This is a genomic window from Leclercia sp. S52, assembly GCF_039727615.1.
GTDB classification, from domain to species: domain Bacteria; phylum Pseudomonadota; class Gammaproteobacteria; order Enterobacterales; family Enterobacteriaceae; genus Enterobacter; species Enterobacter adecarboxylatus_B.
In genome coordinates, this window is sequence record NZ_CP152474.1 from 878,241 (window position 1) to 894,075 (window position 15,835).

The 15,835-nt window shown below is 57.1% G+C and carries 13 protein-coding genes and 2 pseudogenes; 12 read left to right on the plus strand and 3 right to left on the minus strand.

Annotation, left to right across the window (positions count from 1 at the left end):
- The first annotated feature begins 91 nt into the window (after positions 1-91).
- The 9 genes and pseudogenes from fabZ to tilS all read left to right on the plus strand — a co-directional run bounded on the left by fabZ (position 92) and on the right by tilS (position 11,615).
- Complete coding sequence (gene fabZ, locus AAHB66_RS04120; protein WP_007373234.1) at positions 92-547, plus strand: 3-hydroxyacyl-ACP dehydratase FabZ; 456 nt, start codon at positions 92-94, stop codon at positions 545-547.
- 3 nt (positions 548-550) lie between these two features.
- On the plus strand, positions 551-1,339 hold the full coding sequence (gene lpxA, locus AAHB66_RS04125; RefSeq protein WP_337016970.1) for an acyl-ACP--UDP-N-acetylglucosamine O-acyltransferase: 789 nt from the start codon (positions 551-553) through the stop codon (positions 1,337-1,339).
- Positions 1,339-2,487, plus strand: coding sequence for a lipid-A-disaccharide synthase (lpxB, locus tag AAHB66_RS04130; protein WP_347115297.1), 1,149 nt, complete (start codon positions 1,339-1,341; stop codon positions 2,485-2,487). The genes lpxA and lpxB overlap by 1 nt, the downstream gene beginning before the upstream one ends.
- Positions 2,484-3,080, plus strand: coding sequence for a ribonuclease HII (gene rnhB / locus AAHB66_RS04135; RefSeq protein ID WP_347115298.1), 597 nt, complete (start codon positions 2,484-2,486; stop codon positions 3,078-3,080). Before lpxB ends, rnhB begins: the two co-directional genes overlap by 4 nt.
- 34 nt (positions 3,081-3,114) lie before the next feature.
- Positions 3,115-6,598: pseudogene (gene dnaE, locus AAHB66_RS04140) on the plus strand (DNA polymerase III subunit alpha).
- Between the two features lie 12 nt (positions 6,599-6,610).
- Positions 6,611-7,570 (plus strand): acetyl-CoA carboxylase carboxyl transferase subunit alpha, encoded by a 960-nt coding sequence (gene accA, locus AAHB66_RS04145; protein WP_106994311.1) that lies wholly within the window; start codon positions 6,611-6,613, stop codon positions 7,568-7,570.
- A 101-nt stretch (positions 7,571-7,671) separates the two neighbouring features.
- On the plus strand, positions 7,672-9,810 hold the full coding sequence (locus AAHB66_RS04150) for a lysine decarboxylase LdcC (protein ID WP_347115299.1): 2,139 nt from the start codon (positions 7,672-7,674) through the stop codon (positions 9,808-9,810).
- Positions 9,811-9,869: 59 nt separating this feature from the next.
- Positions 9,870-10,259 carry a VOC family protein gene (locus tag AAHB66_RS04155; protein ID WP_337016975.1) on the plus strand — a complete coding sequence of 130 codons (390 nt, stop codon included), beginning with the start codon at positions 9,870-9,872 and terminating at the stop codon, positions 10,257-10,259.
- Positions 10,260-10,321: 62 nt separating this feature from the next.
- A pseudogene (gene tilS, locus AAHB66_RS04160) lies at positions 10,322-11,615 on the plus strand (tRNA lysidine(34) synthetase TilS).
- A gap of 28 nt (positions 11,616-11,643) precedes the next feature.
- Here tilS and rof read toward each other — a convergent pair.
- Positions 11,644-11,904 (minus strand): Rho-binding antiterminator, encoded by a 261-nt coding sequence (gene rof, locus AAHB66_RS04165; protein ID WP_059308693.1) that lies wholly within the window; start codon positions 11,902-11,904, stop codon positions 11,644-11,646.
- Positions 11,891-12,091 carry a YaeP family protein gene (locus AAHB66_RS04170; RefSeq protein WP_325932543.1) on the minus strand — a complete coding sequence of 67 codons (201 nt, stop codon included), beginning with the start codon at positions 12,089-12,091 and terminating at the stop codon, positions 11,891-11,893. The genes rof and AAHB66_RS04170 overlap by 14 nt, the downstream gene beginning before the upstream one ends.
- 198 nt (positions 12,092-12,289) lie before the next feature.
- Here AAHB66_RS04170 and AAHB66_RS04175 point away from each other — a divergent pair, with 198 nt between their 5' ends.
- The 3 genes from AAHB66_RS04175 to nlpE are packed head-to-tail and all read left to right on the plus strand — an operon-like array spanning position 12,290 to position 13,988.
- Positions 12,290-12,835, plus strand: coding sequence for a YaeQ family protein (locus AAHB66_RS04175; RefSeq protein WP_347115300.1), 546 nt, complete (start codon positions 12,290-12,292; stop codon positions 12,833-12,835).
- Entirely contained in the window at positions 12,832-13,254 is a 423-nt protein-coding gene (gene arfB / locus AAHB66_RS04180; protein ID WP_347115301.1) for an alternative ribosome rescue aminoacyl-tRNA hydrolase ArfB, read from the plus strand. The genes AAHB66_RS04175 and arfB overlap by 4 nt, the downstream gene beginning before the upstream one ends.
- A gap of 35 nt (positions 13,255-13,289) precedes the next feature.
- On the plus strand, positions 13,290-13,988 hold the full coding sequence (gene nlpE / locus AAHB66_RS04185; RefSeq protein WP_347115302.1) for an envelope stress response activation lipoprotein NlpE: 699 nt from the start codon (positions 13,290-13,292) through the stop codon (positions 13,986-13,988).
- Between the two features lie 40 nt (positions 13,989-14,028).
- On the opposite strand, the gene proS is transcribed toward nlpE, so the two are convergent.
- Positions 14,029-15,747, minus strand: coding sequence for a proline--tRNA ligase (gene proS, locus AAHB66_RS04190; protein ID WP_347115303.1), 1,719 nt, complete (start codon positions 15,745-15,747; stop codon positions 14,029-14,031).
- Positions 15,748-15,835 lie beyond the last annotated feature (88 nt).

A 15,835-nucleotide genomic window follows, 5' to 3' on the forward strand; every position in this document is an offset into this window, starting at 1 on the left:
ATTAACGCACACTTCCCGGCCTGTCGGCTTTCTTATAAACCGGCAGGCCGTGTTATTATTGCCATTCAGATATTTTGACAGGAAGAGTATTTTGACTACTGACACTCATACTCTGCATATTGAAGAGATTTTAGAACTTCTGCCGCACCGCTACCCGTTTTTGCTGGTAGACCGTGTGCTGGATTTTGAAGAAGGTCGTTTTCTGCGCGCAGTGAAAAATGTTTCTGTAAACGAGCCATTCTTCCAGGGGCATTTCCCTGGGAAGCCTATCTTCCCGGGCGTATTGATCCTGGAAGCGATGGCTCAGGCTACCGGTATTCTGGCGTTTAAAAGCGTTGGTAAACTGGAGCCGGGTGAGCTGTATTACTTCGCAGGTATCGACGAAGCGCGCTTTAAGCGCCCGGTTGTGCCTGGTGATCAGATGATCATGGAAGTGACTTTTGAAAAAACGCGTCGTGGCCTGACTCGCTTTAAAGGCGTAGCTCTGGTTGACGGCAAAGTTGTTTGCGAAGCAACCATGATGTGTGCGCGTAGCCGGGAGGCCTGATACGTGATTGATAAAACCGCCTTTATTCATCCAACCGCCATTGTGGAAGAGGGTGCCGTTATCGGTGCTAACGTCCACATTGGTCCATTTTGTATTGTTGGACCCCATGTCGAAATTGGTGAGGGTACCGTACTGAAATCTCACGTTGTCGTGAATGGTCATACGACCATTGGCCGCGACAACGAGATCTATCAGTTCGCCTCCATCGGTGAAGTGAACCAGGATCTGAAATATGCTGGCGAACCGACCCGTGTGGAAATTGGCGATCGTAACCGCATTCGCGAAAGCGTCACCATTCATCGTGGTACCGAACAGGGTGGTGGATTGACGAAGGTGGGCAGCGATAACCTCTTTATGGTCAACGCGCATATCGCGCATGACTGTACCGTGGGTAGCCGCTGTATTCTCGCCAACAACGCAACGCTGGCGGGACACGTATCTGTTGACGATCATGCCATCATTGGCGGCATGACCGCAGTCCATCAGTTCTGCATCATTGGTGCGCACGTGATGGTTGGCGGCTGCTCCGGCGTGGCGCAGGACGTCCCGCCGTATGTGATTGCGCAGGGTAACCATGCGACGCCGTTTGGCGTTAACATCGAAGGCCTGAAGCGTCGCGGCTTCAGCCGTGAAGCGATTATGGCTATCCGTAACGCCTATAAACAGCTCTACCGTAACGGTAAAACGCTGGAAGAGGCGAAACCGGAAATCGCTGAACTGGCGAAACAGCATCCTGAGGTGAACGCGTTCGTGGAATTCTTCGCACGCTCAACTCGCGGTCTGATTCGTTAATGGTTGATAGTCGCCCGCTGACGATCGCCCTTGTCGCCGGAGAAACCTCCGGCGATATTCTTGGTGCCGGTCTTATCCGAGCGCTCAAAGCGCGCGTTCCCAACGCGCGCTTTGTCGGCGTTGCCGGTCCATTGATGCAGGCTGAGGGCTGTGAAGCCTGGTATGAGATGGAAGAACTGGCGGTGATGGGCATCGTCGAGGTGCTGGGCCGTCTGCGTCGTTTACTGCACATTCGCGCCGATCTGACGCGCCGTTTTACCAAACTTAAGCCCGATGTGTTCGTCGGTATTGATGCACCTGATTTCAACATTACCCTCGAAGGTAATCTGAAAAAGCAGGGGATCAAAACCATCCATTACGTCAGTCCGTCCGTCTGGGCGTGGCGACAGAAACGCGTTTTCAAAATAGGCAGATCGACGAATCTCGTTCTGGCTTTCCTGCCTTTCGAAAAAGCGTTTTACGATAAATTCAACGTACCGTGCCGCTTTATCGGCCACACCATGGCCGATGCCATGCCGCTGGATCCCGATAAAAATGCGGCCCGCGACGCGCTCGGCATTCCCCATCACGCTCACTGTCTGGCTCTGCTGCCGGGGAGCCGTGGTGCAGAAGTGGAAATGCTCAGCGCAGATTTCCTGAAAACGGCGCAGATCCTGCGCCAGACCTACCCTGACCTCGAAGTGGTCGTGCCGCTGGTGAATGCCAAACGCCGGGAGCAGTTCGAGCGCATTAAGGCGGAGGTCGCCCCGGATCTGCATGTTCATCTGCTGGATGGCAAGGGCCGTGAGGCGATGGTCGCCAGCGATGCCGCGCTGCTGGCATCGGGCACCGCCGCGCTGGAGTGCATGCTGGCGAAATGTCCGATGGTGGTGGGCTATCGCATGAAGCCGTTCACCTTCTGGCTGGCGAAACGGCTGGTGAAAACCGATTACGTCTCCCTGCCAAACCTGCTCGCCCGACGCGAGCTGGTGAAAGAGCTGCTGCAGGATGAGTGCCAGCCGCAGGCGTTAGCCGCTGCGCTGTTACCGCTGCTGGCCGACGGTAAAACCAGCCATGAGATGCATGACACCTTCCGGGAACTGCATCAGCAAATCCGCTGTAATGCCGACGAGCAGGCGGCTGACGCGGTGCTGGAGTTAGCACAATGATGGAATTTGTATACCCTCACACCCATCTGGTGGCGGGTGTGGATGAAGTGGGGCGTGGGCCGCTGGTGGGTGCCGTTGTCACGGCCGCGGTGATCCTCGATCCTGCTCGTCCGATTATCGGTCTGAATGACTCGAAGAAATTATCCGAAAAGCGCCGCCTGGCGCTGTACGATGAAATTAAAGAGAAAGCGCTGGCCTGGAGTCTGGGGCGGGCGGAGCCGCATGAGATCGACGACCTGAATATTCTTCATGCCACCATGCTGGCGATGCAGCGTGCGGTGGCCGGGCTTAACGTGGTGCCGGAGTATGTGCTGATCGACGGAAATCGTTGCCCGGCGCTGCCTATGCCGTCGCTGGCGGTTGTCAAAGGCGATAGCCGGGTGGCTGAAATCAGCGCCGCCTCGATCGTTGCTAAGGTCACCCGCGATGCCGAAATGGCCGCGCTGGATCTCACTTTTCCCCAGTATGGCTTTGCCCAGCATAAGGGGTATCCTACCGCTTTCCATCTGGAAAGACTGGCTGAACACGGCGCAACTGAACATCACCGTCGCAGTTTTGGACCGGTGAAACGCGCACTGGGACTGATGTCCTGAATCAAGACGCCAATAAGTAACGCGGAATCTGAAGATGGCTGAACCACGTTTCGTACACCTGCGGGTGCACAGCGACTATTCCATGATTGATGGGCTGGCGAAAACCGGGCCGCTGGTGAAAAAGGCGGCCGCGCTTGGCATGCCTGCGCTGGCGATCACCGACTTCACCAACCTGTGCGGTCTGGTGAAGTTCTACGGAACGGCGCACGGTGCCGGTATGAAGCCGGTGATTGGTGCCGATTTTCACGTTCAGAGCGAGCTTCTTGCGGATGAAATGACGCAGATCACCGTCCTGGCGATGAATAACACCGGTTATCAGAACCTGACGCTGCTGATCTCCCGGGCCTATCAGCGCGGCTACGGCCCGCAGGGCCCGTGGATCGATCGCGCGTGGCTGGCGGAGCTGAATAAGGGGCTGCTGCTGATCTCCGGCGGGCGCATGGGCGACGTAGGTCGATGCCTGCTGCGCGGCAATGGCGCGCTGGTGGAACAGTGCGTCGATTTTTATAAAGAATTCTTCCCGGATCGCTTCTATCTGGAGCTGATCCGTACCGGCCGTCCTGATGAAGAGAACTATCTGCACGCCGCGGTTGCCCTTGCAGAAGAGCATGGGCTGCCGGTTGTGGCGTCCAACGATGTGCGCTTTATCAACGCCGACGATTTCGACGCCCATGAGATTCGCGTTGCTATCCACGACGGCTTTACCCTCGACGATCCGAAACGCCCGCGCAACTATTCGCCGCAGCAGTACATGCGCAGCGAAGAGGAGATGTGCGAGCTGTTTTCCGACATTCCGGAAGCGCTGGAAAACAGCGTAGAGATTGCCAAACGCTGTAACGTCACCGTCCGCCTGGGTGAATATTTCCTGCCGCAGTTCCCGACCGGCGACATGACCACCGAAGACTTCCTGGTCATGAAATCGAAAGAGGGTCTGGAAGAACGTCTGGAATTCCTCTTCCCGGATCCGGCCGTTCGCGCCGAAAAGCGCCCGGAATATGACGAACGTCTGGATATTGAACTCCAGGTTATTAACCAGATGGGGTTCCCCGGCTACTTCCTGATCGTGATGGAGTTTATCCAGTGGTCGAAGGACAACGGCGTACCGGTTGGGCCGGGCCGTGGTTCGGGTGCCGGCTCGCTGGTGGCCTATGCGCTGAAAATTACCGATCTCGATCCGCTGGAGTTTGATCTGCTGTTCGAACGTTTCCTTAACCCGGAACGTGTCTCGATGCCCGACTTCGACGTCGACTTCTGCATGGAGAAACGCGACCAGGTTATCGAACACGTGGCGGATATGTACGGGCGCGACGCGGTATCGCAGATTATTACCTTCGGTACGATGGCGGCAAAAGCGGTTATCCGCGACGTGGGCCGCGTGCTGGGGCATCCGTACGGTTTTGTTGACCGCATCTCGAAGCTGGTGCCGCCCGACCCGGGTATGACCCTGGCGAAAGCCTTCGAAGCAGAGCCGCAGCTGCCGGAAATCTACGAGGCCGACGAAGAGGTCAGAGCGCTGATCGACATGGCGCGCAAGCTGGAAGGCGTCACCCGTAACGCCGGTAAACACGCCGGTGGGGTGGTTATTGCCCCGACCAAAATTACCGATTTTGCGCCGCTGTACTGCGACGAAACCGGCTCGCACCCGGTCACCCAGTTCGATAAGAACGACGTTGAATACGCCGGCCTGGTGAAGTTCGACTTCCTCGGCCTGCGTACGCTTACCATCATCGACTGGGCGCTGAAGATGATCAACCCGCGGCGGGCCAAACAGGGCCTGGAGCCGATTGATATCGCGGCGATCCCGCTGGATGACAAGAAAAGCTTCGACATGCTGCAGCGCTCGGAGACCACCGCGGTCTTCCAGCTTGAATCCCGCGGCATGAAGGATCTGATCAAACGTCTGCAGCCTGACTGCTTCGAAGACATGATCGCGCTGGTGGCCCTGTTCCGTCCGGGGCCGCTGCAGTCGGGAATGGTAGATAACTTTATCGACCGTAAGCACGGTCGCGAAGAGCTCTCTTATCCTGATGTGCAGTGGCAGCACGAAAGCCTGAAACCGGTACTGGAGCCTACCTACGGCATCATCCTGTATCAGGAACAGGTTATGCAGATCGCCCAGGTGCTCTCCGGCTACACCCTCGGCGGTGCGGACATGCTGCGTCGTGCGATGGGTAAGAAAAAGCCGGAAGAGATGGCCAAGCAGCGCGGCACCTTTGAAGAAGGGGCCAGGAAAAACGGCGTTGACGGCGAACTGGCAATAAAAATCTTCGATCTGGTAGAGAAATTTGCCGGATATGGGTTTAACAAGTCACACTCCGCTGCCTACGCGCTGGTCTCCTATCAGACGCTGTGGCTGAAAGCACACTATCCGGCAGAGTTTATGGCCGCGGTAATGACCGCCGATATGGACAACACCGAGAAGGTGGTGGGTCTGGTGGATGAGTGCTGGCGCATGGGGCTGAAGATCCTGCCACCGGACATTAACTCCGGTCAGTACCATTTCCACGTTAACGATGACGGGGAGATTGTTTACGGTATCGGCGCCATTAAAGGCGTGGGTGAGGGCCCGATCGAAGCGATCATCGAAGCCCGTAACCAGGGAGGTTACTTCCGCGAGCTGTTCGACCTCTGCGCCCGTACCGATATCAAAAAGCTTAACCGCCGGGTGCTGGAAAAGCTGATCATGTCCGGGGCGTTTGACCGCCTTGGGCCGCATCGCGCCGCGCTGATGAATTCGCTGGCCGACGCCCTGAAGGCTGCCGATCAGCACTCGAAAGCCGAAGCCATTGGTCAGGCAGATATGTTTGGCGTGCTGGCAGAAGAGCCGGAGCAGATCGAACAATCCTATGCCAGCTGTCAGCCGTGGCCGGAACAGACGGTACTGGACGGCGAGCGTGAAACGCTGGGTCTGTACCTGACCGGGCACCCGATCAACCAGTATCTTAAAGAAATTGAGCGCTATGTCGGAGGCTACCGGCTGAAAGACATGCATCCGACAGAACGTGGTAAGATTACCACGGCTGCGGGGCTCGTCATTGCCGCGAGGGTTATGGTCACCAAGCGCGGCAATCGTATCGGCATCTGTACGCTGGATGACCGTTCCGGGCGTCTGGAGGTGATGTTATTCACCGACGCGCTGGATAAATACCAGCAGTTGCTGGAAAAAGACCGCATACTTATCGTCAGCGGACAGGTCAGCTTTGATGACTTCAGCGGGGGGGCTTAAAATGACCGCCCGCGAAGTGATGGACATTGACGAAGCCCGGGAAAAATATGCTCGCGGGCTTGCTATCTCGCTGACGGACAGGCAAATTGATGACCAGCTTTTAAACCGACTCCGTCAGTCTCTGGAACCCCACCGCTCGGGGACCATTCCAGTACATCTCTACTATCAGAGGGCGGATGCGCGTGCACGATTGCGCTTTGGTGCGTCGTGGCGTGTCTCTCCGAGCGATCGTTTACTTAACGATCTCCGTGGCCTCATTGGTTCGGAGCAGGTGGAACTGGAGTTTGACTAATACAGGAATACTATGAGTCTGAATTTCCTTGATTTCGAACAGCCGATTGCAGAGCTGGAAGCGAAAATCGATTCTCTGACCGCCGTTGGCCGTCAGGATGAAAAACTGGATATTAACATCGACGAAGAAGTGCATCGTCTGCGTGAAAAGAGCGTAGAACTGACGCGCAAAATCTTTGCCGATCTCGGCGCATGGCAGGTTGCCCAGATGGCACGCCATCCACAGCGTCCGTACACCCTGGATTATGTCCGCCTGGCGTTCGATGAATTCGACGAGCTGGCAGGCGATCGCGCCTATGCCGACGATAAAGCTATCGTTGGCGGTATCGCACGCCTCGACGGTCGTCCGGTGATGATTATTGGCCACCAGAAAGGGCGCGAAACCAAAGAAAAAATTCGCCGCAATTTCGGGATGCCAGCGCCGGAGGGGTACCGTAAAGCCCTGCGTCTGATGGAGATGGCCGAGCGTTTCAACATGCCGATCATCACCTTTATCGACACCCCGGGTGCTTATCCGGGCGTCGGTGCAGAAGAGCGCGGCCAGTCTGAAGCTATTGCCCGCAACCTGCGCGAAATGTCACGCCTGAGCGTGCCGGTTATCTGCACCGTTATCGGTGAAGGTGGTTCCGGTGGTGCGCTGGCGATTGGCGTGGGCGATAAAGTGAATATGCTGCAGTACAGCACCTATTCCGTTATCTCTCCGGAAGGCTGTGCATCCATTCTGTGGAAAAGCGCCGACAAAGCGCCGCTGGCCGCAGAAGCGATGGGCATTATCGCCCCACGCCTGAAAGAGCTGAAGCTGATCGATACCGTTATCCCGGAACCACTGGGTGGCGCGCACCGTAAGCCAGAAGTGATGGCGGCCTCACTGAAGGCACAGCTGCTGGCTGACCTCGCAGACCTCGACGTGCTGAGCAAAGAAGATCTGCTTAACCGTCGTTACCAGCGTCTGATGAGCTACGGTTACGCGTAAGTCAGGTCATACTCCGAAAAGCCGCACATCGTTGCGGCTTTTTTTTATGCCTGCGGTTTACCTCAACTATGCTTAGTGAATGTTTTTTAAGGAGGTAAACCGTGAACATCATTGCCATTATGGGGCCGCACGGCGTCTTTTATAAAGACGAACCCATCAAGGAGCTGGAGCAGGCGTTAGCGTCGCGCGGGTTTCAACTCATCTGGCCGCAAAACAGCGCCGATCTACTGAAGTTCATCGAACACAACCCGCGCATTTGCGGCGTCATCTTCGACTGGGACGAATACGATCTCGAGCTGTGCAGCGATATCAATCAACTCAATGAATATCTGCCGCTATACGCCTTTATCAATACCCACTCCACGATGGACGTCAGCGCCCACGATCTGCGGATGGCGCTGTGGTTCTTTGAGTATTCGCTGGGCGTGGCAGAGGATATCGCCACCCGCATACAGCAATATACCGGCGAATACCTGGATACCATCACGCCACCGTTTACCCGGGCACTCTTTACCTATGTGAAAGAGGGGAAGTACACCTTCTGCACTCCGGGCCATATGGCGGGAACGGCGTATCAGAAAAGCCCGGTGGGCTGCCTGTTCTATGATTTCTTTGGCGGGAATACGCTGAAGGCGGATGTGTCGATCTCGGTGACGGAGCTGGGATCGCTGCTGGATCATACCGGCCCGCATCTTGAAGCCGAAGAGTATATCGCCCGCACCTTTGGCGCCGAACAGAGCTACATGGTGACCAACGGCACCTCGACCTCCAATAAGATTGTCGGCATGTACGCCGCCCCGGATGGCAGTACCCTGTTGATTGACCGCAACTGCCATAAATCGCTGGCGCATCTGCTGATGATGAGCGACGTGGTACCGATCTGGCTGTCACCCACCCGTAACGCGCTGGGTATTCTGGGCGGGATCCCGCGCCGGGAGTTTTCCCATGCGGCGATTGAGAGCAAAGTGGCCGCCGTACCGGGCGCAAGCTGGCCGGTTCACGCGGTGATCACCAACTCCACCTACGACGGCCTGCTCTACAATACCAACTGGGTGAAACAGACCCTGGATGTGCCCTCGATCCATTTTGACTCGGCGTGGGTGCCCTATACCAATTTCCACCCAATCTATGCCGGTAAAAGCGGGATGAGCGGCGATCGGGTGCCGGGAAAAGTGTTCTTCGAAACCCAGTCCACGCACAAGATGCTGGCGGCGTTTTCGCAGGCCTCGCTGATCCACATTAAGGGCGAATACGACGAAGAGACCTTCAACGAAGCCTTTATGATGCACACCACCACCTCGCCAAGTTACCCCCTGGTGGCCTCGATTGAAACCGCCGCGGCGATGCTGCGCGGCAATCCCGGCAAGCGTCTGATCAACCGCTCCGTTGAGCGCGCCCTGCATTTCCGTAAAGAGGTCCAGCGGCTGAAAGATGAAGCCGACGGCTGGTTCTTCGATATCTGGCAGCCGGACGGTATCGACGAAGCTGAATGCTGGCCGGTTGCGCCGGGTGAGAGCTGGCACGGCTTCCGCGATGCCGATGCGGATCATATGTTCCTCGATCCGGTCAAAGTCACCATTCTCACGCCGGGAATGGACGAGCAGGGGGTCATGAGCGAGGAGGGGATCCCGGCCGCGCTGGTGGCGAAGTTCCTTGATGAACGCGGCGTGGTGGTCGAAAAGACCGGGCCGTATAACCTGCTGTTTCTGTTCAGTATCGGCATCGATAAAACACGGGCGATGGGCTTGCTGCGCGGGCTGATGGAGTTTAAGCGCGCCTACGATCTCAATCTGCGGGTCAAGAACATGCTGCCGGATCTCTACGCCGAGGATCCTGACTTTTACCGTAACATGCGCATCCAGGATCTGGCTCAGGGGATCCATAAGCTGATCCGCCAGCACGATCTGCCGCGGCTGATGCTGCAGGCGTTTGACGTTCTGCCGGAAATGAAGCTCACCCCGCATCATGCCTGGCAGCGCCAGGTGAAAGGGGAGGTGGAAACGGTCGATCTGGAAGATCTGGTCGGGCGGATCTCAGCCAACATGATCCTGCCCTATCCGCCGGGTGTGCCGCTGCTGATGCCTGGGGAGATGATCACCGAGCAGAGCAGGGCGGTGCTCGATTTCCTGTTGATGCTCTGCTCGATTGGTCGTCACTATCCGGGGTTCGAAACCGATATCCACGGTGCCAAACGGGACGAAAACGGCATCTACCGGGTACGGGTCTTAAAAGCGCAGTGATCCCTTGCACGGCATGGGGATTCGGATATAACGTTCAGGCACATTAAAAAGGAGAGACTATGCTGGGCTTAAAGCAGGTTCACCATATTGCCATTATTGCCACCGACTACGCCGCCAGTAAGGCGTTTTACTGCGATACGCTGGGATTTACCCTGCAGAGTGAGTTTTACCGGGAAGAGCGCGACTCCTGGAAGGGCGATCTGGCGCTGAACGGCCAGTACGTCATTGAGCTGTTTTCGTTCCCCTTCCCGCCGGCACGTCCGTCCCGACCGGAAGCCTGCGGTTTACGCCACCTCGCCTTTAGCGTGGATGATATCGACCAGGCCGTGCAGCATCTCGAATCGCATGGCGTAAAGTGTGAAGCCATTCGTATCGACCCCTTCACCGGGAAACGTTTCACCTTCTTCAACGATCCTGATGGCCTCCCGCTGGAGCTGTACCAGCAGTAACGCTTGCCTCTATAAGAAATGCCCGGTAACGTGCCGGGCATCTTCCTGCATGAATAACGACGATGACCACAGCCGATTTTCAGCAAGCCCTCCATCCGTACCGCCGACTGCTGGTGGGATTTAGCGGTGGCCTGGACTCCACGGTTTTGCTGCATCAGCTGATGCGCTGGCGTGAACAGGATCCCGGTCTCGAACTGCGCGCTATCCATATTCATCACGGTCTGAGCCCGCACGCGGACAGCTGGGTTGCGCACTGCGAAAGCCTCTGCCACGAATGGGCTATCCCGCTGATCGTGACGCGGGTGACGCTGGCGGAAGAGGGGCTGGGACTGGAAGCGCAGGCGCGGAAGGCGCGTTATGCTGCCTTCCGCGAGGCGCTTCTGCCCGGTGAAGCGCTGGTCACGGCGCAACACCTGGACGATCAGTGTGAAACCTTTCTGCTGGCGCTAAAGCGCGGCAGTGGCCCTGCGGGGCTGTCGGCCATGCCTGCGCGTGCGCGTTTTGCCGATACCGAACAGATCCGTCCCCTGCTGGGTGAGACGCGCGAATCGCTGCAGGAGAAGGCCCTGTGTTGGGGCCTTCGCTGGATAGAGGATGAGAGCAACCAGGACGACAGCTATGACCGTAATTTCCTGCGGCTGCGCGTCCTGCCCCTGATGGCACAGCGCTGGCCGCATTTTGCTCAGGCCACCTCCCGCAGCGCCACGCTGTGCGCGGAGCAGGAGCAGCTGCTTGATGAGCTGCTGGTTAACGAGCTGTCGTCCCTGGTTTCCGACGAGGGGGGCGCTGGCTATCGCGCCGCTGGAGGCGATGAGCGCGGTGCGGCGGGCGGCGCTTCTGCGAAGATGGCTGGCGGCGCACGGGGCCTTAATGCCGTCCCGGTCCATGCTCACCCGGCTCTGGGAGGAGGTGGCGCTGGCCCGGGAAGATGCGGCACCGCAACTGCGTTCCGGCGAGGGAGAGATCCGGCGCTTCAGGGGGCAGCTGTGGTGGGTGAAAAGCCATGCCTCGCTGGCCGATCGGGTTATCGACTGGCCTTCGCTGGGTCAACCTCTACAGCTGCCGGAAGGCCTGGGCGCTCTGCACATTCAGGTGGGCGGTAATCTACGTCTGCCGCGGCCCGATGAACCGGTGACGGTACGCTTTCGTGCCAGCGGAACGCTGCACATTGTCGGGCGAAACGGTGGGCGTAAGATCAAAAAGATCTGGCAGGAGCTCAATGTTGCCCCCTGGCGTCGGGATGCCACGCCGCTGCTGTTTTACGGCGAAACGCTGGTTGCGGCTGCGGGCGTATTTGTGACGCGGGAAGGGGCGGCGGATACGGATACGGGCGTACAGCTGGAGTGGAAAGCGTAACGGACAGCGGGCTGCCCGTTACAGCGGATCAGGACTCGCTCACCACGACGGTGCCGATTTCGGGATGACTGAAGCTGGCAATTTTATCGAGACGGAGTTCGCGCGTTGCGCCGCCGTCCTCGACCACCAGGTACTCCACATTTTTACGGGATACCAGATCGTTCGCTTTAGCCTTCAGGACTTCGCCATCTTTTAACGCCAGCGTCAGAACCAGATGATGCTGGCAGGCGAGTTCGAGGTTGTCATAGTCATCGCAATTGATGGGTTGATAAGTTTCATTCATTGACATAATCGCTCACCAGTAAATTCGCAGCAGCATATGCTGCCTTTTCTCTGACCGATTCTGAAAGCGTGTCATCCGACGCAATTTCATTCAGAACTTTCAATACACAGCCCAACGCATCAGGGATGTATCCCAGATCGCCGCTGGCAATTTCCGCATACCGTTTGCGAATTAGCTCACAATAATTATTCACATCCCCTCCTGCCAGCGCACTGACTTTACTGTGAGATACAATTAAGCCTACGAGCATAAACCCGGTTTAGCAAGGTGACTATACCATACTCATTTAAGCAATATCAGCAGGTTGATGTCGCAGACATTCGCGAGCCTGTAACAGCCTTTTGGCGGAGTTTTCGCTACAATGCGCACCTGATTCGAAAGGAGTTCTCTCATGGCGCTTAAAGCGACAATTTACAAAGCCGCGGTCAATGTGGCGGATTTAGACCGCAATCAGTTTCTGGATGCGACCCTGACGCTGGCGCGTCATCCCTCAGAAACGCAGGAGCGCATGATGCTGCGTCTGCTGGCATGGATTAAGTATGCCAACGAGCGACTGCAGTTTACCCGCGGGCTGAGCGCGGAAGACGAGCCGGAAGCCTGGCTGCTCAACGACCATCTGGGCATCGATCTGTGGATCGAACTTGGCCTGCCGGATGAGCGCCGCATTAAGAAAGCCTGCACACAGTCTGCCGAAGTGGCGCTCTTTACCTATAACAGCCGTGCCGCGGAGATCTGGTGGCAGCAGAACAAAAATAAATGTTCACAATTCAATAACCTGTCGGTCTGGTACCTGGATGATGAACAGCTTTCTGCGCTGAGCGCCTTTGCCGGGCGAACCATGATTCTGCAGGCAACGATTCAGGACGGCGCCATCTGGTTATCGGATGCTGAGAATAATCTGGAAATTCATCCTGAAGCCTGGCAGTCCCGCTCATGATTGTGCTGTCCCGAACGGTCACCCTTCCTGATAATGAAGTTGAGATCACCGCGATCCGCGCACAGGGTGCGGGCGGCCAGCATGTGAATAAAACCTCAACGGCCATTCATCTGCGCTTTGACATTCGGGCATCCAGCCTGCCAGAGTACTATAAAGAACGCCTGCTCGCCGCCAGCCATCATCTGATCACCAGCGAAGGGGTGATTATCATCAAGGCGCAGGAGTACCGCAGCCAGGAGATGAACCGGGAAGCGGCGCTGGCCCGGCTGGTGGCGGTGATCCAGGAGTTAACGGCAGTGCAAAAAAGCCGTCGGGCCACCCGCCCGACCCGCGCCTCGAAAGAGCGTCGTCTGGCTTCGAAATCACAGAAATCGTCCGTTAAGGCGCTGCGCGGCAAAGTTCGACGCCCTCAGGATTAACGGGCGACAGTCGGGATACGATAAGGAATAAAAAAGTGAAAACAGCGATATTTTCAGTGGTGGCAGCAAGCACGCTGTTCATCCTGATGGGGTGCCATAACCGTGCAGAGATGCAGGCACTGGAACCGACCCAGGCAGAGGCGTTAAAACCGATGCAGCAGAGCTGGCGTGGCGTCTTGCCCTGCGCCGATTGCGAAGGTATCGAAACCTCGCTGTTTCTGGAAAAAGATGGTTCCTGGGTGATGAATCAACACTACCAGGGGGCCAAAGCGCCTTCCTCGTTTGCCAGCTACGGTACCTGGGCGCGAACCGCCGATAAGCTGGTGCTGACGGATACGGCGGGTGAAAAGCGCTACTTCCGTGCCAAAGGCGAAGGGCTGGAGATGCTCGACATGCAGGGCAATCCCATCGAGTCACAGTTCAATTACACGCTGGCACCTGTAACCGCCGCGCTGCCGGCGACGCCGATGGCGATGCGCGGCATGTATTTCTATATGGCTGATGCAGCGATCTTCACCGACTGTGCCACCGGCAAAAAGGTGAGCGTGGCGAATAACGCCCAGCTTGAGCGGGATTATGCGGCGGCGCGCGGAAGTGATACCAAACCGGTACTGCTCACGGTCGACGGACATTTTACGCTGGAAGCCAACCCGGACAGCGGCGAGAAAGTGAAAACGCTGGTGCCGGACCGGAACGCCAGGTTTGAAGCAGGTAAGAATTGCGACAGCAAATAGCTAAAATAAAAAACCCCGCCGGAGCGGGGTTTTTTGTGGCTTAGCCTTTGATGGCTTTCACCAGGTAATCAAGCACATCACCGGTTTTGATCATCTGCTTCTCGCCATTACGACGATGCTTGTATTCGATCTCTTCGTTATCGAGGTTACGATCGCCAATGACCACGGTGTGAGGAATACCGATCAGTTCCATATCAGCAAACATCACGCCCGGACGCTCTTTACGATCGTCCATCAGCACTTCGATACCCTGGGCACGCAGCTCGCTGTAGAGCTTCTCGGCCAGCTCCTGCACGCGGTAGGACTTGTGCATGTTCATTGGCAGGATCGCCACCTGGAACGGCGCAATGTTGTCCGGCCAGACGATACCGCGTTCGTCGTGGTTCTGCTCAATCGCAGCCGCCACCACGCGTGTTACCCCGATACCGTAGCAGCCCATGGTCAGGATCTGGTTACGGCCATCTTCGCCCTGAACCGATGCGTTCAGCGCCTGGGAGTACTTGGTGCCCAGCTGGAAGATGTGACCCACTTCGATACCGCGTTTGATCTGCAGCACACCCTGGCCATCCGGGCTTGGATCGCCTGCGACCACGTTACGAATGTCAGCCACTTCCGGGGTCGCCACGTCGCGATCCCAGTTAATGCCAAAGAAGTGCTTACCATCCACGTTGGCACCGGCAGAGAAATCGCTCATCGCCGCAACGGTACGGTCGATCACGACCGGGACCGGCATATTGACCGGGCCGAGGGAGCCTGGGCCGGCATTCACCACCGCGCGGATTTCCGCTTCGGTTGCGAAGGTCAGCGGGCTGGCAACCTGAGGCAGTTTTTCGGCTTTCACTTCGTTCAGCTCGTGATCGCCACGAACCAGCAGGGCAACCAGCGGGTAGCTGCTGCCTTCAACCGCTTTCACCAGCAGGGTTTTCACGGTTTTTTCAACCGGCAGATTGAACTGCTCAACCAGCTCGGCGATGGTTTTGGCGTTCGGCGTATCAACGACTTTCATCTCTTCCGTTGCTGCTGCGCGTGGCGTTGTTGGCGCCAGGGCTTCAGCAAACTCGATGTTGGCCGCGTAGTCAGAGGTATCAGAGAAGATCACGTCGTCTTCGCCGCTCTGCGCCAGCACCTGGAATTCATGAGATGCGCTACCGCCGATGGAACCGGTATCGGCCTGCACAGCACGGAAATCCAGACCCATACGGGTGAAGATTTTGCTGTACGCGTCGTACATCTTGTCATAGGTCTCCTGCAGAGATTCCTGTGAGGTATGGAAGGAGTATGCATCCTTCATCAGGAACTCGCGGGAGCGCATCACGCCAAAACGCGGGCGCACTTCGTCACGGAACTTGGTCTGGATCTGATAGAAGTTCAGCGGCAGCTGCTTGTAAGAGCTCAGCTCGTTACGGATCAGGTCGGTGATCACTTCTTCATGCGTCGGACCCAGAACAAACGGACGCTCGCCGCGGTCAACAAAGCGCAGCAGCTCCGGGCCGTACTGCTCCCAACGGCCGCTCTCAGCCCACAGATCTGCGGGCTGAACCACGGGCATGGACACCTCAATGGCACCGGCGTTATCCATCTCTTCACGCACGATGTTCTCGACTTTTCTCAGGACGCGCAGGCCGGTCGGCAACCAGGTATACAACCCGGAGGCCAGCTTGCGGATCATCCCGGCGCGCAGCATCAGCTGGTGGCTGATAACTTCGGCGTCGGCAGGTGTCTCCTTCAGGGTGGAGAGCAGATATTGGCTAGTACGCATGTTGTTACGGTTCCATTTCGACGATTGGAACAGGCTGACAGGCAGCCTGACACAAAAAAAGTGGTTTAGTTTACCAGTGTGGCCATGA

Excerpts from the sequence above, each read along its gene's own strand:
- lpxB (WP_347115297.1), top strand. The coding sequence starts at position 1,339 with ATGGTTGATAGTCGCCCGCTGACGATCGCCCTTGTCGCCGGAGAAACC.
- proS (WP_347115303.1), bottom strand. The coding sequence starts at position 15,747 with ATGCGTACTAGCCAATATCTGCTCTCCACCCTGAAGGAGACACCTGCC.
- AAHB66_RS04175 (WP_347115300.1), top strand. The coding sequence starts at position 12,290 with ATGGCGCTTAAAGCGACAATTTACAAAGCCGCGGTCAATGTGGCGGAT.
- rnhB (WP_347115298.1), top strand. The coding sequence starts at position 2,484 with ATGATGGAATTTGTATACCCTCACACCCATCTGGTGGCGGGTGTGGAT.
- arfB (WP_347115301.1), top strand. The coding sequence starts at position 12,832 with ATGATTGTGCTGTCCCGAACGGTCACCCTTCCTGATAATGAAGTTGAG.
- accA (WP_106994311.1), top strand. The coding sequence starts at position 6,611 with ATGAGTCTGAATTTCCTTGATTTCGAACAGCCGATTGCAGAGCTGGAA.
- rof (WP_059308693.1), bottom strand. The coding sequence starts at position 11,904 with ATGTCAATGAATGAAACTTATCAACCCATCAATTGCGATGACTATGAC.
- AAHB66_RS04155 (WP_337016975.1), top strand. The coding sequence starts at position 9,870 with ATGCTGGGCTTAAAGCAGGTTCACCATATTGCCATTATTGCCACCGAC.